The 19,571-nt window shown below is 66.3% G+C and carries 18 protein-coding genes; 12 read left to right on the top strand and 6 right to left on the bottom strand.

Annotated features, from left to right (window positions below):
* The first annotated feature begins 18 nt into the window (after nt 1–18).
* The 8 genes from CE453_RS04725 (at nt 19) to CE453_RS04690 (ending at nt 8,897) form a co-directional block, all read left to right on the top strand.
* Nucleotides 19–1,113, top strand: coding sequence for a LacI family DNA-binding transcriptional regulator (locus tag CE453_RS04725; RefSeq protein ID WP_089173541.1), 1,095 nt, complete (start codon nt 19–21; stop codon nt 1,111–1,113).
* A gap of 79 nt (nt 1,114–1,192) precedes the next feature.
* The gene (locus CE453_RS04720; protein WP_089173540.1) at nt 1,193–2,068 is read left to right on the top strand and encodes a carbohydrate ABC transporter permease; all 876 of its coding nucleotides are present in this window, start codon (nt 1,193–1,195) and stop codon (nt 2,066–2,068) included.
* Complete coding sequence (locus CE453_RS04715) at nt 2,058–2,891, top strand: carbohydrate ABC transporter permease (protein ID WP_089173539.1); 834 nt, start codon at nt 2,058–2,060, stop codon at nt 2,889–2,891. Before CE453_RS04720 ends, CE453_RS04715 begins: the two co-directional genes overlap by 11 nt.
* Before the next feature lie 30 nt (nt 2,892–2,921).
* Nucleotides 2,922–4,217 carry an ABC transporter substrate-binding protein gene (locus CE453_RS04710; protein ID WP_089173538.1) on the top strand — a complete coding sequence of 432 codons (1,296 nt, stop codon included), beginning with the start codon at nt 2,922–2,924 and terminating at the stop codon, nt 4,215–4,217.
* A gap of 76 nt (nt 4,218–4,293) precedes the next feature.
* Nucleotides 4,294–5,733 carry an FAD-dependent oxidoreductase gene (locus tag CE453_RS04705; protein WP_089173537.1) on the top strand — a complete coding sequence of 480 codons (1,440 nt, stop codon included), beginning with the start codon at nt 4,294–4,296 and terminating at the stop codon, nt 5,731–5,733.
* Between the two features lies 1 nt (nt 5,734).
* Nucleotides 5,735–7,390: an FGGY-family carbohydrate kinase gene (locus CE453_RS04700; protein ID WP_089173536.1), complete on the top strand. Its 1,656-nt coding sequence runs from the start codon at nt 5,735–5,737 to the stop codon at nt 7,388–7,390.
* The gene (locus tag CE453_RS04695) at nt 7,387–8,115 is read left to right on the top strand and encodes an SDR family oxidoreductase (RefSeq protein WP_089173535.1); all 729 of its coding nucleotides are present in this window, start codon (nt 7,387–7,389) and stop codon (nt 8,113–8,115) included. The genes CE453_RS04700 and CE453_RS04695 overlap by 4 nt, the downstream gene beginning before the upstream one ends.
* Before the next feature lie 272 nt (nt 8,116–8,387).
* Nucleotides 8,388–8,897 carry a methylated-DNA--[protein]-cysteine S-methyltransferase gene (locus CE453_RS04690; RefSeq protein ID WP_089173534.1) on the top strand — a complete coding sequence of 170 codons (510 nt, stop codon included), beginning with the start codon at nt 8,388–8,390 and terminating at the stop codon, nt 8,895–8,897.
* A 92-nt stretch (nt 8,898–8,989) separates the two neighbouring features.
* Here CE453_RS04690 and CE453_RS04685 read toward each other — a convergent pair whose 3' ends face one another.
* The 5 genes from CE453_RS04685 to CE453_RS04665 all read right to left on the bottom strand — a co-directional run bounded on the left by CE453_RS04685 (nt 8,990) and on the right by CE453_RS04665 (nt 12,424).
* Entirely contained in the window at nt 8,990–9,739 is a 750-nt protein-coding gene (locus CE453_RS04685; RefSeq protein WP_089173533.1) for a 2OG-Fe(II) oxygenase, read from the bottom strand.
* Nucleotides 9,736–10,284 carry a methylated-DNA--[protein]-cysteine S-methyltransferase gene (locus tag CE453_RS04680; protein ID WP_089173532.1) on the bottom strand — a complete coding sequence of 183 codons (549 nt, stop codon included), beginning with the start codon at nt 10,282–10,284 and terminating at the stop codon, nt 9,736–9,738. Before CE453_RS04680 ends, CE453_RS04685 begins: the two co-directional genes overlap by 4 nt.
* A gap of 161 nt (nt 10,285–10,445) precedes the next feature.
* On the bottom strand, nt 10,446–10,697 hold the full coding sequence (locus CE453_RS04675; RefSeq protein WP_089173531.1) for a hypothetical protein: 252 nt from the start codon (nt 10,695–10,697) through the stop codon (nt 10,446–10,448).
* Nucleotides 10,698–10,762: 65 nt separating this feature from the next.
* Complete coding sequence (gene ada / locus CE453_RS04670; protein WP_089173530.1) at nt 10,763–11,866, bottom strand: bifunctional DNA-binding transcriptional regulator/O6-methylguanine-DNA methyltransferase Ada; 1,104 nt, start codon at nt 11,864–11,866, stop codon at nt 10,763–10,765.
* Between the two features lie 102 nt (nt 11,867–11,968).
* The gene (locus tag CE453_RS04665) at nt 11,969–12,424 is read right to left on the bottom strand and encodes an ester cyclase (RefSeq protein ID WP_089173529.1); all 456 of its coding nucleotides are present in this window, start codon (nt 12,422–12,424) and stop codon (nt 11,969–11,971) included.
* Between the two features lie 233 nt (nt 12,425–12,657).
* Here CE453_RS04665 and CE453_RS04660 point away from each other — a divergent pair, with 233 nt between their 5' ends.
* Nucleotides 12,658–13,881, top strand: coding sequence for a M20/M25/M40 family metallo-hydrolase (locus CE453_RS04660; protein ID WP_089173528.1), 1,224 nt, complete (start codon nt 12,658–12,660; stop codon nt 13,879–13,881).
* A 78-nt stretch (nt 13,882–13,959) separates the two neighbouring features.
* On the opposite strand, the gene CE453_RS04655 is transcribed toward CE453_RS04660, so the two are convergent.
* Complete coding sequence (locus CE453_RS04655; RefSeq protein ID WP_089173527.1) at nt 13,960–14,850, bottom strand: MurR/RpiR family transcriptional regulator; 891 nt, start codon at nt 14,848–14,850, stop codon at nt 13,960–13,962.
* A gap of 243 nt (nt 14,851–15,093) precedes the next feature.
* On the opposite strand from CE453_RS04655, the gene CE453_RS04650 reads away from it, so the two are divergent.
* Genes CE453_RS04650 through CE453_RS04640 form a run of 3 tightly spaced genes read left to right on the top strand, consistent with a single transcriptional unit; the run spans nt 15,094 to nt 19,512 of the window.
* Nucleotides 15,094–16,419 (top strand): aspartate aminotransferase family protein, encoded by a 1,326-nt coding sequence (locus tag CE453_RS04650; RefSeq protein WP_089173526.1) that lies wholly within the window; start codon nt 15,094–15,096, stop codon nt 16,417–16,419.
* A gap of 7 nt (nt 16,420–16,426) precedes the next feature.
* On the top strand, nt 16,427–17,896 hold the full coding sequence (locus CE453_RS04645; RefSeq protein ID WP_089173525.1) for a M81 family metallopeptidase: 1,470 nt from the start codon (nt 16,427–16,429) through the stop codon (nt 17,894–17,896).
* 35 nt (nt 17,897–17,931) lie between these two features.
* The gene (locus CE453_RS04640) at nt 17,932–19,512 is read left to right on the top strand and encodes an ABC transporter substrate-binding protein (protein WP_089173524.1); all 1,581 of its coding nucleotides are present in this window, start codon (nt 17,932–17,934) and stop codon (nt 19,510–19,512) included.
* Nucleotides 19,513–19,571: the final 59 nt, after the last annotated feature.

Genomic DNA, 19,571 nt, shown 5'->3' with positions numbered 1-19,571 from the left:
ACGTTTAACAGGCATGCCATGAACGGCAGACGCATAACGATCCGGGAGGTCGCGGCCCGCGCCGGCGTTTCGATCGCCACCGTTTCGAACGTCTTCAGCGGCAACAAGCCGGTGAATGCCGATCTGCGCGAGCGCGTGCTGAAGGCGGCGGAAGAGCTGTCCTACCAAGTGGATCGGGCGGCCTCGCAATTGCGCTCGGGCCAGGCCCGCGTCGTCGGCGTCCTCGTTCCTGATCTCGACGACGTCTTCTTCACCTCGCTGGTCTCGCAGCTCGAGGTCCTCGCCCAGAAGGACGGCTACGACATCCTCGTCGCCAGCTCGCGTGACGATCTGGGGTTGGAGCAGTCGCGGCTGCGCACCTTGCTGGCCTGGCGCCCGTCAGGGCTGATCGCCGTGCCCTGCTCCGATGCGGTGCCGGAAGCACTGCGCAACGAGGTCGGCCGGCTGCCGATCGTCTTCACCGACCGCGTGCCACCCGAGGGCTCGATCGTCGATACGGTGGCGATCGACAACCGTGAGGCGGGCGAGATCGCCGCCCGGCACCTTCTCTCCAAGGGCCATCGCGACATCCTCGTCGCCGCCTCCAGCCTCGCCATTTCCCCGATCCGCGAGCGCGTCCGGGGCGCATGCGAGCTGATCCGGGGCGAGCTTGGCCGGGAACCCATCGTCGTCGAGCTCGGCTCGAATGCCGATCGTGGCGCCGCGACGTTCCTGCACTGGCTCGAACGGAACCCCCAGCCGAGCGCCGTCATCGCGCTCACCAACGTCACGACGCTGAGCACCCTCTCGGCGCTGGCGCGATTGCGGATCGATATCCCCGATCCGGTCTCCGTCGTCGGCTTCGACGACTACCCCTGGATGAATGCCCGCAAGACCGGCCTCACCGCGATCCGCCAGCCGATCGCGGAGATCGCCGAAGCCGCCTGGCGCCGCTTGCGGGCTCGCATGACCGGGGACCGGACGCCCCCCGAGCGGTGCGTGCTGCAGGCGAGTCTGCAAGCGCGCGATTCCGTTCGCGATCTCACGGTCGGGTCCACCGCTCGCGACGCTTCGAATTCCGACCCGCTTCCGAATCCGGAGAGACCGATCGCTTCGCCCAAGGCGGTGCACTGATCGACACCTAACGCGGACGCCCCGCGTCCAAACCACCGGGCCGGCAGAGCCCGGAGCAAAAGAAGTTCTGGAGGAAAGCGTGCAGCTTCAACGAACGGCACGACTATTGCCGCTGCTTGCGCCGGTGCATCTGCTCATCCTGAGCGTGATCGTGCTGCCGTCGCTCTATGTCGTCTGGCTGAGCCTGAACACCTCGAGCTTCGGCCAGGCACCGAGCTTCGTCGGCCTGCAGAACTACTGGCGCGTCCTGACCGATCCAGCGTTCCATGGCGCACTCTGGAACACTGTCGTCCTCGTCGTCGTGGCCGTGCATCTGGAGTTGGCGGTAGGCCTCGGCATGGCCCTGCTCTTCGCCAGCGGCCTGCCCTTCCGGCGTTTCCTGCTCGTCGCCGTGCTCGCACCCTATGCGGTCAGCGAGGTCACGGCCGTGGTGATGTGGCGCTTCCTGTTCGACCCCGATGCCGGGCCGATCACGCTCGCACTCAGGGCGCTGCACCTGCCGACGCTCGACTGGTCGTTCGAGCCCTCGCACGCGATGATCCTGATTGGCCTGCTAACGATCTGGCTGCATCTGCCTTTCACCTTCGTCATTGTCTACGCCGCGCGCCTCGCCATTCCCGCCGAGCTCTACGAAGCCGCGCGGATCGACGGCGCGACGCGCTGGCAGGCTTTTCGCCGCGTGACGCTGCCCCTGCTCGGCCCGGCGATGCTGATCGCCCTGCTCTTCCGCTACATCTTCGCCTTCCGCCTATTCTCGGAAGCCTGGCTGCTGACCAAGGGCGGGCCGGCCCGCTCGACCGAGGTGGTCGCGATCTACCTCTATCAGGAAGCCTTTAGCTTCAACGCGTTCGGCTCGGCCGCGGCAACCGCCTGGATCATGGTCGTGATCTCGCTCTTGCTTGCCGGCGCCTATGTCTTCCTGCTCAGGCGCGGAGGCGTGGCCCATGCGCACTGAGCGGCTTCTGATCGGGCTGGGCAAGGCGCTCGCCGTAGTGGCGATCCTGTTCTGGTCGCTGTTCCCGATCCTGTTCATCGCGATGTCCTCGCTGAAACCTGGCCAGGACATTTTCGCGGTGCCGCCGAAATGGCTGTTCACCCCGACCTTCAAGCACTACGCTGAGCTCTGGCGCTCCTGGGGCGTCTTCTTCGAGGGGCTGCTCAACAGCCTGCTGATCACGGTCGGCGCGACGCTGCTCGCCATCGTCGCCAGCGCCTGCGCCGGCTATGTCTACTCACGCAATTCCGGTCGCTGGCTCGGCGCGAGCCTGCTCGGGCTGATCATCGTCAGGCTGATCCCACCGATCGTCGTGACGCTGCCGCTCTTCCCGATCGTGAACTGGCTCGGGCTCAGCGACACGCATCTCGTGCTGATCCTGCTCTACGCGACGTTCTTCGTCTCGCTCGGCACCGTGCTGATGCGCACCTTCATGGACCAGATCCCGCGCGAGTTGGACGAAGCCGCCTCGATGGACGGGGCGAGCCGCATGACCATCCTGCGCAAGGTCATCGCACCGCTGGCGATGCCCGGCGTGCTCGCCGTCGCGGTCTTCGTGATCGTGTTCTCCTGGAACGAGTTCCTCTTCGCCTTCATCTTCACCGCGACCAGGGCGAAGACCGCGCCTCTCGTGATCTCCGAGATGATCGGCTCCATCGACGGCGTCGACTGGGGGATCCTCTTCGCCGCCGCGACGGTGCAGCTCGTGCCCGTCCTTCTCTTCGTCGTCTTCATGAACCGCTACCTCGTGGCCGGCCTCACCGCCGGTTCGACGAAGGGGTAGCCAACCACAAAGCAAAGAGGGAGGAAGACCATGTCGAACAAGCCTGAAATCAAGCTCACCCGCCGCGCCTTCGTCGCCGGTTCCGCGGGAGTGGCCGCCACAGTTGCAATCGGCCCCACGCTTGCCGCCGGCAAGACGTTGAACGTGCTCAGCCACAAGGTCCACCAGACCGTGCTCGGCAGCGGCGACGGCGACCTGATGGCAGGCTGGCGCAAGGCCAACGACGCCGAAATCGCCTTCACCACCTTCGACTCCAACCCGTTGCAGGACCGCCTCTTCCGCGAGGCCAGCCTGAAGGAGACCGAGTATGGCGTCGGCTATCTCATCGATAACCGGCCGACCTCGCAGATCGCCGCCCTGTTCGAGCCGCTCGGCCCCTATCAGGACAAGGACGCGATCGAGGATTTCGGCGATATCGCGCCCGGCCTCGTCCAGGGCATGACCGTCGATGGCAAGCTGATCGGCATCCCCGTCCGCCATGCCACGCAAGGGTTGTTCTACAACGAGGCGCTGCTGGAGGAGGCCGGCATCTCCGCCCCGCCGGCGACGCTGGAAGAGCTGATCGAGCAGGCGAAGAAGACCACCTTCACCTCCAAGGCCGGCACGCCGGTGACCGGCATGGTGCTGGCGAGCGACCTCGCCGTCTTCCCCGTGATGTTCGCCCGCGCCTATGGCGGCGACTTCATCAGCCCCGATCTCAAGCTGGTACCGAACCGCGAGGCGCTGGAGCAGGGATTGGCGGCGCTGCGCGGCATGTTCGAGGCCGGCAGCCTGCCGCGCAGCTATGCCACGACCAAGAACGACGATCAGGTCACCTGGCTGCAGCAGGGTCGCGCCGCCTTCACGGTGCTACCCTTCGCCCGTGGGGCGCAGCTCAACAATGCCGAGCAGAGCAAGTTCCCCGGCAAGATCAAGGCCGTGCCTTTCCCAGGCTCCAAGGCGATCCAGGGCAAGATGCCGATGGCTTCCGTCGTCGAGGCCTGGGCGATGTCGATCCCGAAGAACGCCAAGGACAAGGCGCTGGCCTGGAGCTTCATCAAGGAGGTCTCCAGCAAGCGCGTGACGCTCGGCATGGCGCTCAACGGTAACGGCCCGGTGCGGGTCTCGACCTATGCCGACGAGAAGCTGAAGGCCGGCAACGCGCTCGCCGCTGTCGAAGCCAAGGTGCTGACGACGGCGCGCGGCGCCTTCCCGCCCTTCCCTGAGGCCGCCCGCGCGCAAGCGACCTTCCTCGAAGAGGTTCAGCTCGCGGTGCTCGGCCGCAAGCCGGTCAAGGACGCCGTCTCCGCCATCATCGACCGCGTCAAGCCGATGATGCCGGCCTGATCCTCACTCAACACGGCTGCGGCGCCCTGGCTCCACAGCCGTGAGACACATCGCCAGATCTTGAAGGACATCCGCCATGTCGACATCAGCAACCCGTTTCGTCGAGGAGCCGGCCCGCTCCATCCCCGTCTCTGCCGAATATGACGTGCTCGTCGTCGGCGGCGGCCCCTCGGGCCTCACCGCCGCGCTGGCAGCCGCCGAGGACGGCCTGCGCGTCGGGCTGATCGAGAGCCGCAGCTTCGTCGGCGGCAACATGACGATCGGCCTGCCGGTGCTTGGCTTCCTCGGCCAGAAAGGCAACCAGATCATCGACGGGCTGCCGCAGAAATTCATCGAGCGACTGCGCCGGGAGCGCCAGGGCGCAAGCGAGCACCGCCCCTGCCCGCTCCATATGGGCATCACGCTGGTCGAGCCCGAGGCGGTGAAGACGGTCGCGCTGGAGATGCTGACGGAAGCCGGCGTCGACGTGCTGTTCTACACCTTCTTCGCCGGGGCGCTGGTCGAGAACGACACGATCCGCGGCGTCATCACCGAGAGCAAGAGTGGCCGCAACGCGATCCTCGCCAAGGTCGTGATCGATTGCAGCGGCGATGCCGACGTCGCCTACAGCGCCGGCGTGCCGACTGAGAAGGGCAACGAGCATGGCGGCATGCAGCCCCCGACCCTGATGTTCTGCCTCGCCGGTGTCGACACCGATGCGCTGCGCCTCTCGATCGCCAATGCGCCGCCGGCGGCGCGGACCTATCTCACCGATTTCATCCCGGCCGAATATTTCGGCCAGAACCACCAATTCATCGTCGTCGGCATGCGCGAATTGATGGCCAAGGCCAAGGCCGAGCGCGGCCTGCAGATCCCGAACGAGCGCACCATCATCATCACCGGCCTGAAGAAGGGCGAGGTCTGGATCAACATGACCCGCGTCAAGGGCACTGATGGCACCGACGCGCGCAGCCTGACCAAGGGCGAGATCGAGGGCCGCGCCCAGATCGACGACATCGTCACCTATCTCGTCAATTACGTGCCGGGCTTCGAGAAGGCCTATTTCACCAAGACGGCGCCCTTCCTCGGCATCCGCGAGACGCGCCGCATCCGCGGCCAATATGTGATGACGCAGGAGGACGTGCTCGCCTGCACGCATTTCGACGACGCGATCGCAGTGGCGAGCTATCCGATCGATATCCACCGCCCGTCCGACGATGGCTGCACGCTGATCTGGTGCGGCGACTGCTACGACATCCCCTATCGCTCGCTGGTGCCGCAGAAGATCGGCAACCTGCTCGTCGCCGGGCGCAGCATCTCCGCGACGCATGAGGCGATGGGCGCGATCCGCGTCATGGCGACCTGCATGGCGATGGGCGAAGCTGCCGGCCGCGCCGCTAAGATCTCGGTGCGCGGCAACCGCCCGCCAGCCGATATCGATGTCGGGGAACTGCGCCGCCAGCAGCTCGAACGCGGTGTCTACCTGCGCAATCCCGACGGCACCCGCGCCGGGCCGCCCAACCGCGCCGCTGCCTGAGATGGCCGGACATTTCATCGGCATCGACGTCGGCACCGGCAGCGCCCGGGCCGGCATCTTCGACCGGACCGGGCGCATGCTCGCGACGGCGAAGCGCGACATCGCGCTCTATCGCGACGGCCCCGACATCGCCGAGCAGTCGAGCGCAAACATCTGGCAGGCGGTCTGCGCCAGCGTGCGCGAGGCGATGGCCCAGGCGGGGCTGGCGCCGGGCGATATCGGCGGCATCGGCTTCGATGCGACCTGCTCGCTGGTCGTGCTCGGGCCGGACGGCGCGTCACTGCCGGTGGGGCCGCATGGCGATGCGAACCGCGACATCATCGTCTGGATGGATCATCGCGCCATCGATCAGGCCGAGCGCATCAACGCGAAGCAACATCCGGTCCTCGCCTATGTCGGCGGCACGATCTCGCCGGAGATGGAAACGCCTAAACTGCTCTGGCTCAAGGAGCACCTGCCTGCGACCTATGATGCCGCCTGGCAGTTCTTCGACTTGCCGGATTTCCTGACCTGGCGCGCGACCGGCTCGCTGGCGCGCTCCACCTGCACAGTGACCTGCAAATGGACGTACCTTGCCCATGAGCGGCGCTGGGACGAGGACTACTTCCGACAGATCGGCCTGAGCGATCTTGCCGATGAGGACTTCAAGCGGATCGGCACCGAGATCGTTCCGGGGGGCACCGCGCTCGGCGAGGGGCTCACGGAGCAAGCTGCCGCCGAACTCGGCTTGAAGCCCGGGACTGCCGTCGCCTCGGCGTTGATCGACGCCCATGCCGGTGGTGTCGGCTCGGTCGGCGTGCGCTCGCCGCACGGCTCCGCGCTGACCCGTATGGCCTATGTCTTCGGCACATCGGCCTGCACCATGGCCAGCAGCCGCGAGCCGACCTTCATTCCGGGCATCTGGGGACCTTACTATTCGGCGATGGCGCCCGGCCTCTGGCTCAACGAGGGCGGCCAGTCCGGTGCGGGCGCCGCCATCGACCAGCTGATCGGCTTCCATCCGGCCGCGCCGGAGGCGCAACGCAGCGCGACGGTGCAGGGCCTTTCACTGCCTGATTGGCTCGCTGCGCGCGCCGCGCAACATGTCGCACAAGCTTCGGACGCAGTGCATCTTGCCGGCGATCTCATCGTCGTGCCCGACTTCCTCGGCAACCGCTCTCCCCATGCTGACCCACAGGCGCGGGCCATGATCGCCGGGCTCGGCATGGAGCGGGACCTCGATCATCTCGTCGCGCTCTACATCGCCGGCCTGACCGGGATCGGCTACGGGCTACGCCAGATCGTCGAGGCGAGCCGCGCGAAGGGCGCCACGCTGGAGGCGATCGTGCTCAGCGGCGGCGCCGGCCGCCAGCCGCTGATCCGGCAAATGCTGGCGGACTGTTCCGGACTGCCGGTGCTCGTCCCCGACGACGTCGATCCCGTGCTTCTCGGCTCGGCCATGCTGGCCGCGAGCGCAGCCGGCGCCTTCCCCGACCTGGGCGAAGCGATGACCGCGATGGCGCCGGGGGCTGCAGTCTTCACCCCCGCCAGCGGCGAAATCGCCGAATGGCATGCCCGACGCCTCGCCGCCTTCGAAACGCTGCAGGTGGCCGCGCGCCAGGCACGGCAACTAATGCACCCGGCCCGACCTCAAGCCGTATCGGAGACTCCGACGTGACCCAGGAACTGACCGGAAAAACTGCAGCGATCACTGGCGCGGCCTCAGGGATCGGGCTGGCCTGCGCCAAGCGGCTGCTGGCCGCCGGGGCGCGCGTGGTCTTCGTCGATCGGGACGGCGAAGCGCTCGCTACGGCGTGCAAATCGCTCGGCAGCGAAGCCGTCCCGCTCGTCGTCGACCTGACGGATCCCGCCTCCGTCGTCGGCATGCTGCCGCAGATCCTCGAAAAGGCCGGTCCGCTCGACATCTTCCACGCCAATGCCGGCGCCTATGTCGGCGGGCCTGTGAGCGAGGGCGATCCCGATGCCTGGGACCGCATGCTCAACCTCAACATCAACGCAGTCTTCCGCAGCATCCATGCCGTGCTGCCGCACATGATCGCACGCAAGACCGGCGATATCCTCGTCACCAGCTCGGTTGCCGGTGTGGTTCCGGTAGTATGGGAGCCGGTCTACACGGCCTCGAAACATGCGGTGCAGGCCTTCGTCCATACGCTGCGCAGGCAGGTGATTCCGCATGGCCTGCGCGTGGGGGCGGTGCTGCCCGGCCCGGTCGTCACGGCCCTGATCGCCGACTGGCCGCAAGAGAAACTCGAGGCGGAGCGCGCCCGTGGCGGGTTGATCGAGCCGGAAGAGGTGGCGGAGGCGGTGCACTTCATGCTGACGCGCCCGCGCAACGTGACCATCCGCGACCTCGTCATCCTGCCGCAGAGCACGGATCTCTAGGCGCGAACAGTCACGCTCTACTGGCGGCGCACACGGCTGGCAGCACGGCTTCTCAACCAGCTCACCGACGCGATACGAAAAGTTGCGGCGCTGGAGCTGGCTCCGCTTCAGGGGCTCAGAGTCGGCCGATGTCGACCTGACGGTCATACCCTCGCCCGGCTTTTCATGGCAGGCCCCGGCGCGATTTTCGATTTGAAAGCAAGGGCCGGAGAGCGACCCGCCGCGTCGATTTCTATGCTCGGCGAACAATCAACTTCGGGAGCGCGACCACGATGAACGACATCATTCGCTTTGCATGGGGGACCAGTTCCCTCGGCGATTTTATCGTCGCAATGTCCGATAAGGGGATCGTCGCCCTCGAGTTCAGCTCCAATCAACACGCAATGGAGGATGCGCTCCGGGCTCGCTTCCCGGAAAGCGCCGTGGAGCGAGATCAGGACGGGCTGACCCAGGCTGCGACGACCGTGGCAGGATTGATCGATGAGCCCGCAATTGGCTGCGACCTGCCGCTCGATCTGCGCGGTACACCCTATGAGATGACGGTCTGGCAGATGCTTCGGGAGATCCCCGCGGGCCAGACCACGACCTATGGCGCGCTGGCTACCCGGTTCGGCAGCCGCGATCCACGCGACGTGACGCAGGCGATCGCCAACAACGCCGTCGCGGTCATCGTTCCCTGCCATCGCGTGATCAAGAAGGACGGTTCGATCTCGGGCTACCGCTGGGGCGTTGGGCGCAAGCGGGCGCTGCTCTCACGCGAGCGGGCATCGCAGGCGCACTGAAATCCCGCACAACCCTTCACCCTCCGAAAGCCCCGGCGGCCGACCGCCGGGGCTTCTTCCCTGCCGAGGACCGCGAGCATCGCGATCTGCTCTCACCGCGCGTCGTGGAAGATGATGCCAACGGTGTGACGCCTGCCGGTGCGAATCCGGCTGACGCCATGACGGAAATTCACGCGGTAATTCCCCTTCGAGCCCTGCACCGGCCGGTTATGGACCGCGAAAGCGACCGCATCGCCCTGCCGGAGTGGCACGACCTCGACACGGCTTTGCATGCGCGGCCGCTGCTCGGTCAGCGCGAACTCGCCACCGGTGAAGTCGCGGCCCGGCTCGGACAACAGGATGGCGACCTGGATGGGAAAGGCGAGATCGCCATACAGGTCCTGATGCAGGCAGTTGAAGTCGCCCGGCCCGTATTGCAGCAACAATGGCGTCGGGCGCGTCTGGCCGGCGTCGTGGCATTGCTGCAGGAACGCGGCATGCGCGTCGGGATAGCGCTCCTCGATGGCCATGCGGGCGTTCCACGCATTGGCGACCGCAGCGAGATGTGGATAGAGCGCCGTCCGCAAGCCGTCGACGAGAACGGGAAGCGGATACTTGAAATAGCGGTACTCGCCCCTGCCGAAGCCATGCCGCGCCATGACGATATGGCTGCGGAAATGGCTCTCGTCGGGGTAGAGCGCCGCGACCGCGCGACACTCCTCCGCCGTCAGCAGCTTCGGCAGCACGGCGCAGCCGAAACTATCGAGCTCGCCGGCAAGCGCCTGCCAGTCATAGGCGGCGACCCGCTCCTCGGCGGAGATATCCGCGGAAGCCAGGGACCGCGTGGCCGGTTTCGTGTTCATGCCATGGCTTCCTTCTCGATGAGCGCGCGCTTGCGCTCGATGCCCCAGCGATAGCCGGCGAGAGTGCCGTCGCTGCGCACGGCACGGTGGCAGGGAATGGCCAGCGCGATCGGATTGGCCGCGCAGGCGCTGCCAACGGCGCGCGGATTGGCCAAGGGGCTGATCCAGCGGGCGAGCTCCCGATAGGTCACCGTCCGGCCCACGGGGATCGTCCTCAGCTTCTCCCAGACGCGGCGCTGGAAGGGCGTACCGCGCATGTCGAGCGCCAGATCGAGACCCGCGGCCGGATTCTCGATGTAACTGCGAACCTTAGCGAGATCGTCCTCGATCATGGCTTCGCTGGCGACCGGCATCGCCTCGGGGAAGCGCCCAGCCAGATCGGCCGCCAGCCCCTCGGCGCTATCCCCGATCAGGATCGCGCAGACACCTCTCGCACTGCGGGCGACCAACACCTTGCCCAGCACGGTATCAGCCGTGGCGAAGAACAGGATATCGATGGGCTTGGGGATGCTCCGTGCCCTGGTCTCTGTAATCATGAGGTTCATCGTCGTCGCTCCTTGCTCAGTCCTCATGATCGAAGACTAGATGTGGCGACGGACCACCGAACTCCGGTCCTTGCTGTCGAATCGAACGAAGTCGATGATGGACCGCAGCAGCGCGGAAAGCCGGGCGGCCGGCCGAATCCGCCCCTCTCCTCCCGGCGCCTTCAGGCGAGCCGCAGGATCGTCGCTTCCCCGAGCAGATAGATCTCTCCGGTGGCCAGGCGAACTTCGATCTCGCCATTTTCGAGAGCCGTCCAGGCGGCAAGACCATCCGCGACGAGCTGGCCGATATGGCTCATGACGAGCGCCTTGTCGGGATTGTCACGGGCAAGCGTGGCAAAACCGCCGGCGGTCGCCTCGCTTCCGGACGGGCTGCGCCGGTTCGTCTTTTCGTCGAACCTGCTGCGCGAAAACACGATCGCAATGCCTTTTTCAGCAGATGCCGTGCCCCAAGGATGCAGGCCACGGCACGAGCGCCTCTTCATGCCATGCTGGCTTCCCGGTCGAGCAGGGCGCGCTTGCGCTCGACGCCCCAGGCATAGCCCGAGAGCGCACCGTCCTGGCGAACCACGCGATGGCAAGGGATGGCGACGGCGAGGTTGTTCGCCGCACAAGCTCCGGCGACGGCGCGCGTCGCATCGGGAGCCCCGATACGGCGCGCGATCTCGGAATAGGACACCCGCGCGCCGACCGGAATCTCCTGCAACGCCTGCCAGACACGCCGCTGAAACGCCGTGCCGCGCACGTCCAGCGGCAGATCCAGCCCGACACCCGGGTTCTCGACGAAGCCGACGACCCGAGCGATCAAGGCCTCGTAGTCCCGATCTGCACCGACAAGCCGCGCCTTGGGAAATCGGTCCTGGAGATCGCGGACAAGCGCGTCGGGATCGTTGCCGAGCAGGATCGACGCGACGCCTTTCCTGCTCGAAGCAACGAGGATGGCGCCAAGCGAGGTCTGGCCAACCGCGAACTTGATCTCCTCATCGGCACCGCCACCGCGATATTGTGTCGGCGTCATGCCGAGCATGCCGGTCGATTTCTCGTAGAAGCGGCCGCTCGAATTGAAGCCGGCATCGTAGATCGCTTCGGTGATGCTGCCCTGCGCGTCGAGGCCCTCGCGGATCTTCCTGGTGCGGTCGGCAGCCGCGTAGTCCTTGGGCGTCAACCCGGTCGCGGCCTTGAAGATGCGATGGAAATAGCCAGGGCTACGCCCTACCGCACCCGCCAACTCCTCCAGGCGCGGCTCTTCCTCGCTCGCCTCGATGATTCGACAGGCCCTGGCGACCAGGGCCGCCTGCTCGCGGGCAAGCGAAGGACCGTCCGGGTTGCAACGCCGGCAGGGCCGGAAACCCGATGCCCGGGCGCCCTCCAGCGTATCGTAGAGCGTGACGTTCCTGGGGTTGGCCCTGCGCGATGGGCAGGACGGGCGGCAGTAGACCCCTGTGGTGGCGACGGAATACCAGAACTGGCCATCGGCACTCCTGTCACGGGCGACGATGCGCGCCCAGCGCGGATCGTCCGCGACGGACGGGGCCGGCCTTGCCGGCCCCGCTGCAGGCCTCGTGGTGATCGTCAGTGTCGTCATCTCGCATTGTCCTTGTTCGACCGTGCCTGCGACCGACCTCCGTCACACTCCGAACCTTGCCGACAGGCACGCCGGCCCGCCACCCGATTTCCGTCTGACCGGTCAGGCGGCCTTGACGAGGCCAAGCTGCGTCATGGCCGTCAGGCCGTCATCCAGACCCTTCTCCTCGACGATCTTGCCGTCGATCACCTTCAGGACGGTCGTGCCGGTGAAGTGCATCTTGCGGCCGGAGCCTGCCGGAAGCGCCTCGTAGCCGCTCAGGACATCGTCGAAGGCGGCGCCGGTATGCGTGCCGCCGCCTTCCCACTGACCGACGACATAGTCGCCTTCGGCGATCAGGTCCGCAGTGCCCCAGAAGTTGAGATCCGGGAACGCCGCGCGGAAGTCGGTCATGAACGCCTTGATGTCTTCACGCCCCCGGCGCGGCTCGTGCAGGGAGTACTGGAGCAACATATCGGGGGCCGCGATCTCGTCGACGACCGCGAGATTGACATCCTTGCCCCAGAACTCGGTGAACCAGCGCACCACCACGGCCTTGTTGTCGTCTTCCTTGCTCATCGAAACAGCCCTCTCATCGATCTCTGACAGCCACCGAAACCGCTCGCTGGCCTGGATCGAAAGTTATGAGGGCCGCGTTTCGCTCGAACTCCGTTTCTTGCGATCGAACCGGAACGGCCATCGTCCAGACTGACCGCGCGATTTCGGCATCGCCGATCCCGCGCCGAGCGGGGTCGCAAAAGCATGGTGTGGCCGCTAACACAGGCGCACGGTCGATTGAGAAGGACATATCCATGCAGCGCGATCACGCCTCGGACATCGCGGCGATCATCCGCCATCCATCCTTCAAGGCAGCTGTCGAAAAACTCGATGCCGACCATGACCGCATCGTCGAAGACATCGTTACCCTGACCGAAATCCCCGCCCCGCCTTTCAAGGAGGACAGGCGCGCCGCCGCCTATCTCGAAATGCTGCGCGCGCACGGTCTTGAGGAGGTCGAGCAGGACGAGGTCGGCAATGTCATGGGCCTGCGGCGTGGCGCCGGCAATGGCGCGCTGATGGTAGTCGCCGCGCATCTCGACACGGTCTTCCCCGAGGGCACCGACGTCACCGTTCGCCGCGAGGGCACCCGGCTCTATGCGCCGGGCGTCGGCGACGATACCCGCAGCCTCGCCGTGTTGCTGGGCTTCATCCGCGCGATGGACGCCGCCGGCATCCGCACGCGCAACGACATCCTGTTCGTCGGCGATGTCGGCGAGGAGGGTCTCGGCGACCTGCGCGGCATCCGCCATCTTTTCACCAAGGGCCGATACCGCGACAAGATCGAAACCTTCATTACCGTCGACAGCCCCCAGGTGGACAAGATCGTCGTCGGCGGTGTCGGTTCGAAGCGCTATTCCGTCCGTTTCAAGGGGCCGGGCGGACACAGCTTCGGCGCCTTCGGGATCGTGAACCCCATGTATCCCATGGCGCGGGCCGTCGTAGAGCTGGGCCGCATCCAGGTTCCGGAGTCGCCGCGCACCACCTTCTGCGCCTCGATCGTCGGTGGCGGCACCTCCGTGAATGCCATCCCCGAGGAGGCCTGGGTCGATATCGACCTGCGGTCGGAATCGGCCGAGGAGCTGGCGAAGCTGGACGCGCGCTGGCGTGAGATCGTAGCCGCCGCGGCCGAGCAGGAGAACGGCATCCGTTCGACCCGCGAGGGGGCCATCACGGTCGAGATCAGGACATTGGGCGACCGTCCCGCCGGTAACACGCCTGTCGATGCCGATATCGTGCAATACGCGACCGCGGCACTGCGAGCGAATGGCTTCGCGCCCAAGCATCACGCGTCGTCGACCGACGCCAACATTCCGATGAGCCTCGGCATCCCGGCGATCAAGATCGGTTCGGGCGGCACCGGCGGCCGGGCCCATTCGCTCGGCGAGTGGATCGATGTCGAGAAAACCGCGAGCCTGTCCGGCATGACCGCCAGCCTCGCCACCATCCTCGCCGTAGCGGGCTTCGTCGGCGGCTAAAGCCTGCCAGCCGCTCTTCGCGGGTTGCGCCCCGGCCAGAGGGTCGGCCTTCGCGGGCCATTACGAAATCCGTAGCGCTCAGATCCTACGCCGCGGAATCGCGCTGGCATAGGTGTTGAGCGAGAGCAGGTGCCGGTCCGCGCGCTGCAATGATTCCAGCGCGGCGGCACGGTCCTTATTCGCCAGCAAGCCGCACAGCACCTCGGACACCGCCAAGGCCGGGGCCAGCGTGTGGAAGAAGCTCTGGCTCTCGGTCGAGCAGAGAATCGCGTGGTCGGCGATGCCGACCAGCGGCGAAACCTCGCTGTCGGTGATCGCGACGATGCCCAGCCCCTTCTCGCGGGCGAGCTGCGCCAGCTCCAGGCTGTGCAGGGCGTAAGGGTTGATTGAGATCGCCAGCAGCACGTCCTCCGCCGAGGCCCGGATCAGCCCGTCGCCCACGGTGTCGGCCGGCCCGTCGAGATGGATCGTCTTCTCGCCGAGCAGCGCCATGACATAGTGGAAATGCCAGGCGACCGAATGGCAGGAGCGTAGCCCCAGCACATAGATTCGACGCGCCTGCGCCAGCCGCTCCGCTGCCGCCGACAGGCGCTCCAACGAAGCCGGCTCCGACAGCCGCGCGATCTGGGCGGCGAGCCCCTGCAGCATGCGGCGCGAGAGCTGCGCCGCCGCCATGTCCTGTTCGTCATCGCTATGCTGCATCGCGCGCGCCGCGAAACCGTCGGCGCGGAAGCGCAGCGCCTCGGCATGATGGGCGCGGATGTCGTCGTAGCCGGGCAGGTCGAGGAACTTGGCGAGCCGCGTCATCGTCGAGGGCTGCACGCCGGCATTGCGCGACAGCTCCCGCATCGAGACCAGCGCCACCTCCTGCGGGTGTTCGAGGATGTAGCGGGCAGCCTGCCGCAATTGCGGGGACATCCCATCGAAGCGGCTGACGATGCGCTCGCGCAAAGGGTCGTTCTGCAACATATGAATCGTGCCCTTCCTGGCGGTCCCATCGTGACCATTCCCGCGCCACCGCGAGATTTCAAACAGTTTCTGGGCTTTCCCTCAGCTTGAGCGTTAGCTCACGCAATTGTTCCACTGAAACAGAATCAGACTCAATCGTTTCCTATATGTATCATATAAAACAAATGTTGCATTCACTTTGACGCTGTGGCAATGAGCAGCCGGCCGCGGTGCCCATCCCCGCGCAGATCCGGGAAACTTGAGATGACCAGGATTCTTCATCGCTCCATCGGCGGCCGGCTGCCCGAAGCGATCTCCGGACAGGGCGTCTTCATCACCGACAAGGAGGGGCGCAGCTACATCGACGGCTCCGGCGGCGCCGCCGTCTCCTGCCTCGGCCACGGCCATCCCGAGGTCATCGCGGCGATGCGCGCGCAGATGGACCGCATCGCCTACGCCCACACCTCATTCTTCACCACCGATGTCGCGGAAGAACTCGCCGAACGCCTGGTCGCGCTGGCGCCGGAAGGGCTCGATTACGCCTATCTCGTCTCCGGCGGCTCTGAGGCGGTCGAGGCTGCGATGAAGATGGCGCGGCAGTATTTCGTCGAGATCGGCCAGCCGCAGCGTCGGCATTTCATCGCGCGCCGTCAGAGCTATCACGGCAATACGCTGGGCGCGCTCGCCGCGGGCGGCAATGCCTGGCGGCGGGCGCAGTTCCAGCCGATCCTGCCCGAGACCCACCATGTCTCGCCCTGCTACGCCTATCGCGACCAGAAGGACGGCGAGACGCCGGAAGCCTATGCCGCCCGTCTCGCCGACGAGCTCGAAGCCAAGATCCTCGAACTTGGCGCGGAAGAGGTCATCGCCTTCATCGCCGAGCCGGTGGTTGGCGCGACGCTGGGCGCGGTCGGGCCGGTCGCGGATTACTTCGCCCGCACCCGCCGCATCTGCGATAAATACGGCGTGCTATTGATCCTCGACGAGGTGATGTGCGGCATGGGCCGCACGGGCACGCTATTCGCTTGCGAGCAGGAGGGCATCTCGCCCGACCTCGTCACCATCGCCAAGGGCCTCGGCGGCGGCTACCAGCCGATCGGCGCCGTGCTGCTCTCCGACAGGATCTACCGCGCTTTCGCCGAAGGCTCGGGCCTCTTCCAGCACGGCCACACCTATATCTGCCACCCGATGGCGGCAGCGGCGGCCAACAAGGTCGTCGAGCTGATCTCGCAGCCTGAGATGCTGGAGAATGTCCGGCTCATGGGCGAGCGGCTGCAGGTCGGGCTCGATGCCCGCCTCGGCCAGCACCCTCACGTCGGCGACATCCGTGGACGAGGCCTGTTCCGTGGCATCGAGATCGTCGCGGACAAGGAAACCAAGGCGCCCTTCGATCCGATGCTGAAGATGCATGCCCGGATCAAGAAGGAGGCGATGGCCCGCGGCCTGATGAGCTACCCGATGGGCGGCACCATCGACGGACGGCTGGGCGATCATGTCCTGCTGGCGCCGCCCTACATCATCGGCCCCCGGGAAATCGACCAGATCGTCGAGCGGATCGGCGCGGCGATCGACGCCGCGGTCAAGGGCTGACGGCTGCATGGCTCCGCGCATCGCCTTCGCCGGCTTCAATCTCGAATCGGTCACGGCCGTTCCGCAGATTGTGGAGCGGGCCGAGTTCGAGCGCGTCTGCGTACGCGGGGTTGCGCTGACGGAGCGCTTCCGAGGCACCAATACCGTGCCGGGCGGCTGCCTGAAGATCTGCGAGGCCGAAGGCGCGGAGTTCGTGCCGCTGTTCCATACGCTGCTCGGCGCGCTCGGGCCGACGGCTGACGAAGCCGTCGCCTATTACACCAACGAGATCGTCGAGGGCCTTGGCAAGAGCGGCCCGCTCGACGGCGTGATCCTGTTCCTGCACGGTGCCTGCTGGGCGCCGGGCTATGCCGATGTCGAGCGGCATGTCATCGATGCGGTGCGCACGGCCTTCCCGGCGCTGGCGATCGCCGTCGCGCTCGATTATCACGGCAATATCGATCGCGAGACGCTGCGCGGCGCCGACATCGCCGTCGCCTACCGCCATTCGCCGCATATCGACATGGGCGAGACCGGCGAGCGCGCGGCCCGCGCGCTGCTCCGGCTGCTGCGTGACGGGCACCGGCCCGGCCTCGCGGTGGCGCGGCCGGATGTCGTCATTCCTTCGATCATGTCGGCGACGGCGCTGGAGCCGCTGGCTTCGATCATCGCCGAGGCGCGCGCCGCCGAGCAGGCTGGTGATTGCGACATCTCGATCATGGCCGGCTTCTCCTATGCCGACAACGCCAATACCGGCATGTCGGTGATCTGCCTGGACTGGGACGGGCAGGAAGCAGCCGAAGCCAAGGCGCAGGCCTTTTCGGACCAGTTGCGCGTGAAGCGCCGCGCGATCGCAAGCGCCATCCCGATCCTGAGCGCCGAGGCAGCCCTGGCCGATATCGCCCACAAGCCGGCAAGCGGCCGTCCGATCGTACTGCTCGAACATGCCGACCGCATGAACGACTCGACCCATCTGCTGCGGGCGCTGCTCGGCCGCGATGTCGGTCGGGTCAATGTTCCGTTTCTGCTCGATCCTAAGACCGCCACCCAGGCCCATGAAGCGGGTGAAGGCGCAGAGATTGCAATCGCACTCGCCGGCAGAACGGCTCCAGAGACCGGCGGCCCGGTCGAGGCCGTGGCGCGTGTCCTCTGGTCGGGGCCGAAATCCTTCACCGTCTCGGGGCGCTATCAGCGCGGCTCCTTCGTCGACCTGGGCCTCACGGCGCTGCTTCAGATCGGCGCGATCCGCGTATCGGTCGTCTCGCACTTCGCCTTCGCGGTCGATGGCGACCCGTTCTTCATCTTCGGCGAGAAGCCAGAGGACTACGACGTCATCCTGCTGCGCTCGAAGACGCATTTCCGCGATTTCTACGAGCCGCTGGCCGACCGCATCCTGGTGGTCGACACGCCCGATCTCGGCCCCGCCGACGTGCGGCTGATCCCGTACCGGCAGCTCGACACGGCCAAAGCCTATCCGTGGAGCGACGCTCCCGCCTGACGACAAGAACCAACCAAACCAGAAGCGAGGGGAAAATGACGTTTCGGTTCAAGACATTCGGGGTTGCCGCGCTGCTCGCCGGCTCCCTTCACGTAGTCCCAGCCTTTGCCGAGACGACGCTCAACGCCGTCATGCAGGCGCCGCTCAGGACGCTCGACCCGATCCTGAGCACGGCCCAGATCGTGCGCACCCATGGCTTCATGGTGTTCGACACGCTGCTCGGCATGGACGCCAAGTACAACCCGCAGCCGCAGATGGCCGATTACGCCGTCTCGGACGACAAGATGACCTACACCTTCACCCTGCGCGACGGGTTGAAATGGCATGACGGCACGCCGGTGAAGGCCGAGGACTGCGTTGCCTCGCTCAAACGCTGGGCGGCCAATGACGGCGCCGGCCGCACGATGATGGACTATGTCGCCTCGATCGAGGCGACCTCCGACAAGGTGCTCGTCATCAAGCTGGCAAAGCCCTTCGGGCAGGTGCTGGACCTGCTGGCAAAACCCTCGCCGGTGCCGCCCTTCATGATGCCGAAGCGCCTCGCCGAGACACCCGCCGGCCAGCAGGTTACCGAAATGATCGGTTCTGGCCCGTTCAAGTTCGTCGCCGCCCAGTACCGGCCCGGCGACCAGGCCGTCTATGTCAAGAATACCGACTACAAGCCGCGCTCCGAGCCGATGAGCTGGACCGCCGGCGGCAAGGTCGTGAATGTCGACAAGGTCGTCTGGAAGGCGATGCCCGACATGCAGACTTCCATCAACGCCTTGCAGTCCGGCGATGTCGACCTGATCGAGCAGGTGACGATCGACCTCCTGCCGCTGCTCAAGGCCAATGACGAGATCAAGACCGGCGCCATCAACGCGCTGGGCAGCCAGGTCACCGGCCGCTTCAACCATCGCCTGCCGCCCTTCGACAACCCGAAGGTTCGCCAGGCGGCGATGTATGCGCTCGACCAGGAGCAGCTGATGCAGACCGCCATCGGCGACAGCCAGTATTACAAGCTCTGCGCTTCCGACTATGGCTGCGACGTGCCGCTCGCCTCCGATGCCGGCTCCGAATATCTCAAGGGCAGTGCCAAGGAGCGGATGGCCAAGGCCAAGGAGCTGCTGAAGGCCTCCGGCTATGACGGCACGCCGGTGCTGATGATGCAGCCCACCGACCTGACGATCCTCTCCACCCAGCCGATCGTCGCGGCCGAGCGGCTGCGCGAGGCCGGTTTCAAGGTCGATGTCGCCGCAATGGACTGGGCGACGCTGCAGTCGCGCAAGAACAGCACGCAGCCCGTGGCACAGGGCGGCTGGAACATGCTCTTCACCTATTGGGGCGTCTCCGGCATCTGGAATCCGACCGTGCATGCCCTGCTCGACGGTTCCGGCAAGGACACCGCCTGGTCGGGCTGGCCGAAAAACACCCGCATCGAGGAATTGCGCGCCGCCTATCTCACAGCGCCGACGCTCGACGAGCAGAAGAAGATCGCCAGGGAGATCCAGCAGATCGCCTATGACGAAGGCTTCTACTTCAACGCCGGCGAGTTCCAGTCCGTCGCTGCCTGGCGGGCAAATCTGAAGAACCTGCAACCCGGCCCGCTCACCCTGTTCTGGGGCGTGAGCAAGTAACCTGACGCAACCGGGCGGCGGCGCGGCCGCCGCCCTTCCCGCAGGCACTGTTTTCGGCG

It is taken from the genome of Bosea sp. AS-1 (assembly GCF_002220095.1).
In the GTDB taxonomy this organism is placed as follows: Bacteria; Pseudomonadota; Alphaproteobacteria; order Rhizobiales; family Beijerinckiaceae; genus Allobosea.
The sequence above is the reverse complement of the archived record's forward strand: the minus strand, read 5'-3'. Positions and strand labels throughout refer to the sequence as shown.

What these genes read in the sequence shown, in the direction of transcription:
- CE453_RS04725 (WP_089173541.1), top strand. Translation starts at nt 19, where the DNA reads ATGAACGGCAGACGCATAACGATCCGGGAGGTCGCGGCCCGCGCCGGC.
- CE453_RS04715 (WP_089173539.1), top strand. Translation starts at nt 2,058, where the DNA reads ATGCGCACTGAGCGGCTTCTGATCGGGCTGGGCAAGGCGCTCGCCGTA.
- CE453_RS04710 (WP_089173538.1), top strand. Translation starts at nt 2,922, where the DNA reads ATGTCGAACAAGCCTGAAATCAAGCTCACCCGCCGCGCCTTCGTCGCC.
- CE453_RS04705 (WP_089173537.1), top strand. Translation starts at nt 4,294, where the DNA reads ATGTCGACATCAGCAACCCGTTTCGTCGAGGAGCCGGCCCGCTCCATC.
- CE453_RS04700 (WP_089173536.1), top strand. Translation starts at nt 5,735, where the DNA reads ATGGCCGGACATTTCATCGGCATCGACGTCGGCACCGGCAGCGCCCGG.
- CE453_RS04690 (WP_089173534.1), top strand. Translation starts at nt 8,388, where the DNA reads ATGAACGACATCATTCGCTTTGCATGGGGGACCAGTTCCCTCGGCGAT.
- CE453_RS04685 (WP_089173533.1), bottom strand. Translation starts at nt 9,739, where the DNA reads ATGAACACGAAACCGGCCACGCGGTCCCTGGCTTCCGCGGATATCTCC.
- CE453_RS04680 (WP_089173532.1), bottom strand. Translation starts at nt 10,284, where the DNA reads ATGAACCTCATGATTACAGAGACCAGGGCACGGAGCATCCCCAAGCCC.
- ada (WP_089173530.1), bottom strand. Translation starts at nt 11,866, where the DNA reads ATGACGACACTGACGATCACCACGAGGCCTGCAGCGGGGCCGGCAAGG.
- CE453_RS04665 (WP_089173529.1), bottom strand. Translation starts at nt 12,424, where the DNA reads ATGAGCAAGGAAGACGACAACAAGGCCGTGGTGGTGCGCTGGTTCACC.
- CE453_RS04660 (WP_089173528.1), top strand. Translation starts at nt 12,658, where the DNA reads ATGCAGCGCGATCACGCCTCGGACATCGCGGCGATCATCCGCCATCCA.
- CE453_RS04655 (WP_089173527.1), bottom strand. Translation starts at nt 14,850, where the DNA reads ATGTTGCAGAACGACCCTTTGCGCGAGCGCATCGTCAGCCGCTTCGAT.
- CE453_RS04650 (WP_089173526.1), top strand. Translation starts at nt 15,094, where the DNA reads ATGACCAGGATTCTTCATCGCTCCATCGGCGGCCGGCTGCCCGAAGCG.
- CE453_RS04645 (WP_089173525.1), top strand. Translation starts at nt 16,427, where the DNA reads ATGGCTCCGCGCATCGCCTTCGCCGGCTTCAATCTCGAATCGGTCACG.
- CE453_RS04640 (WP_089173524.1), top strand. Translation starts at nt 17,932, where the DNA reads ATGACGTTTCGGTTCAAGACATTCGGGGTTGCCGCGCTGCTCGCCGGC.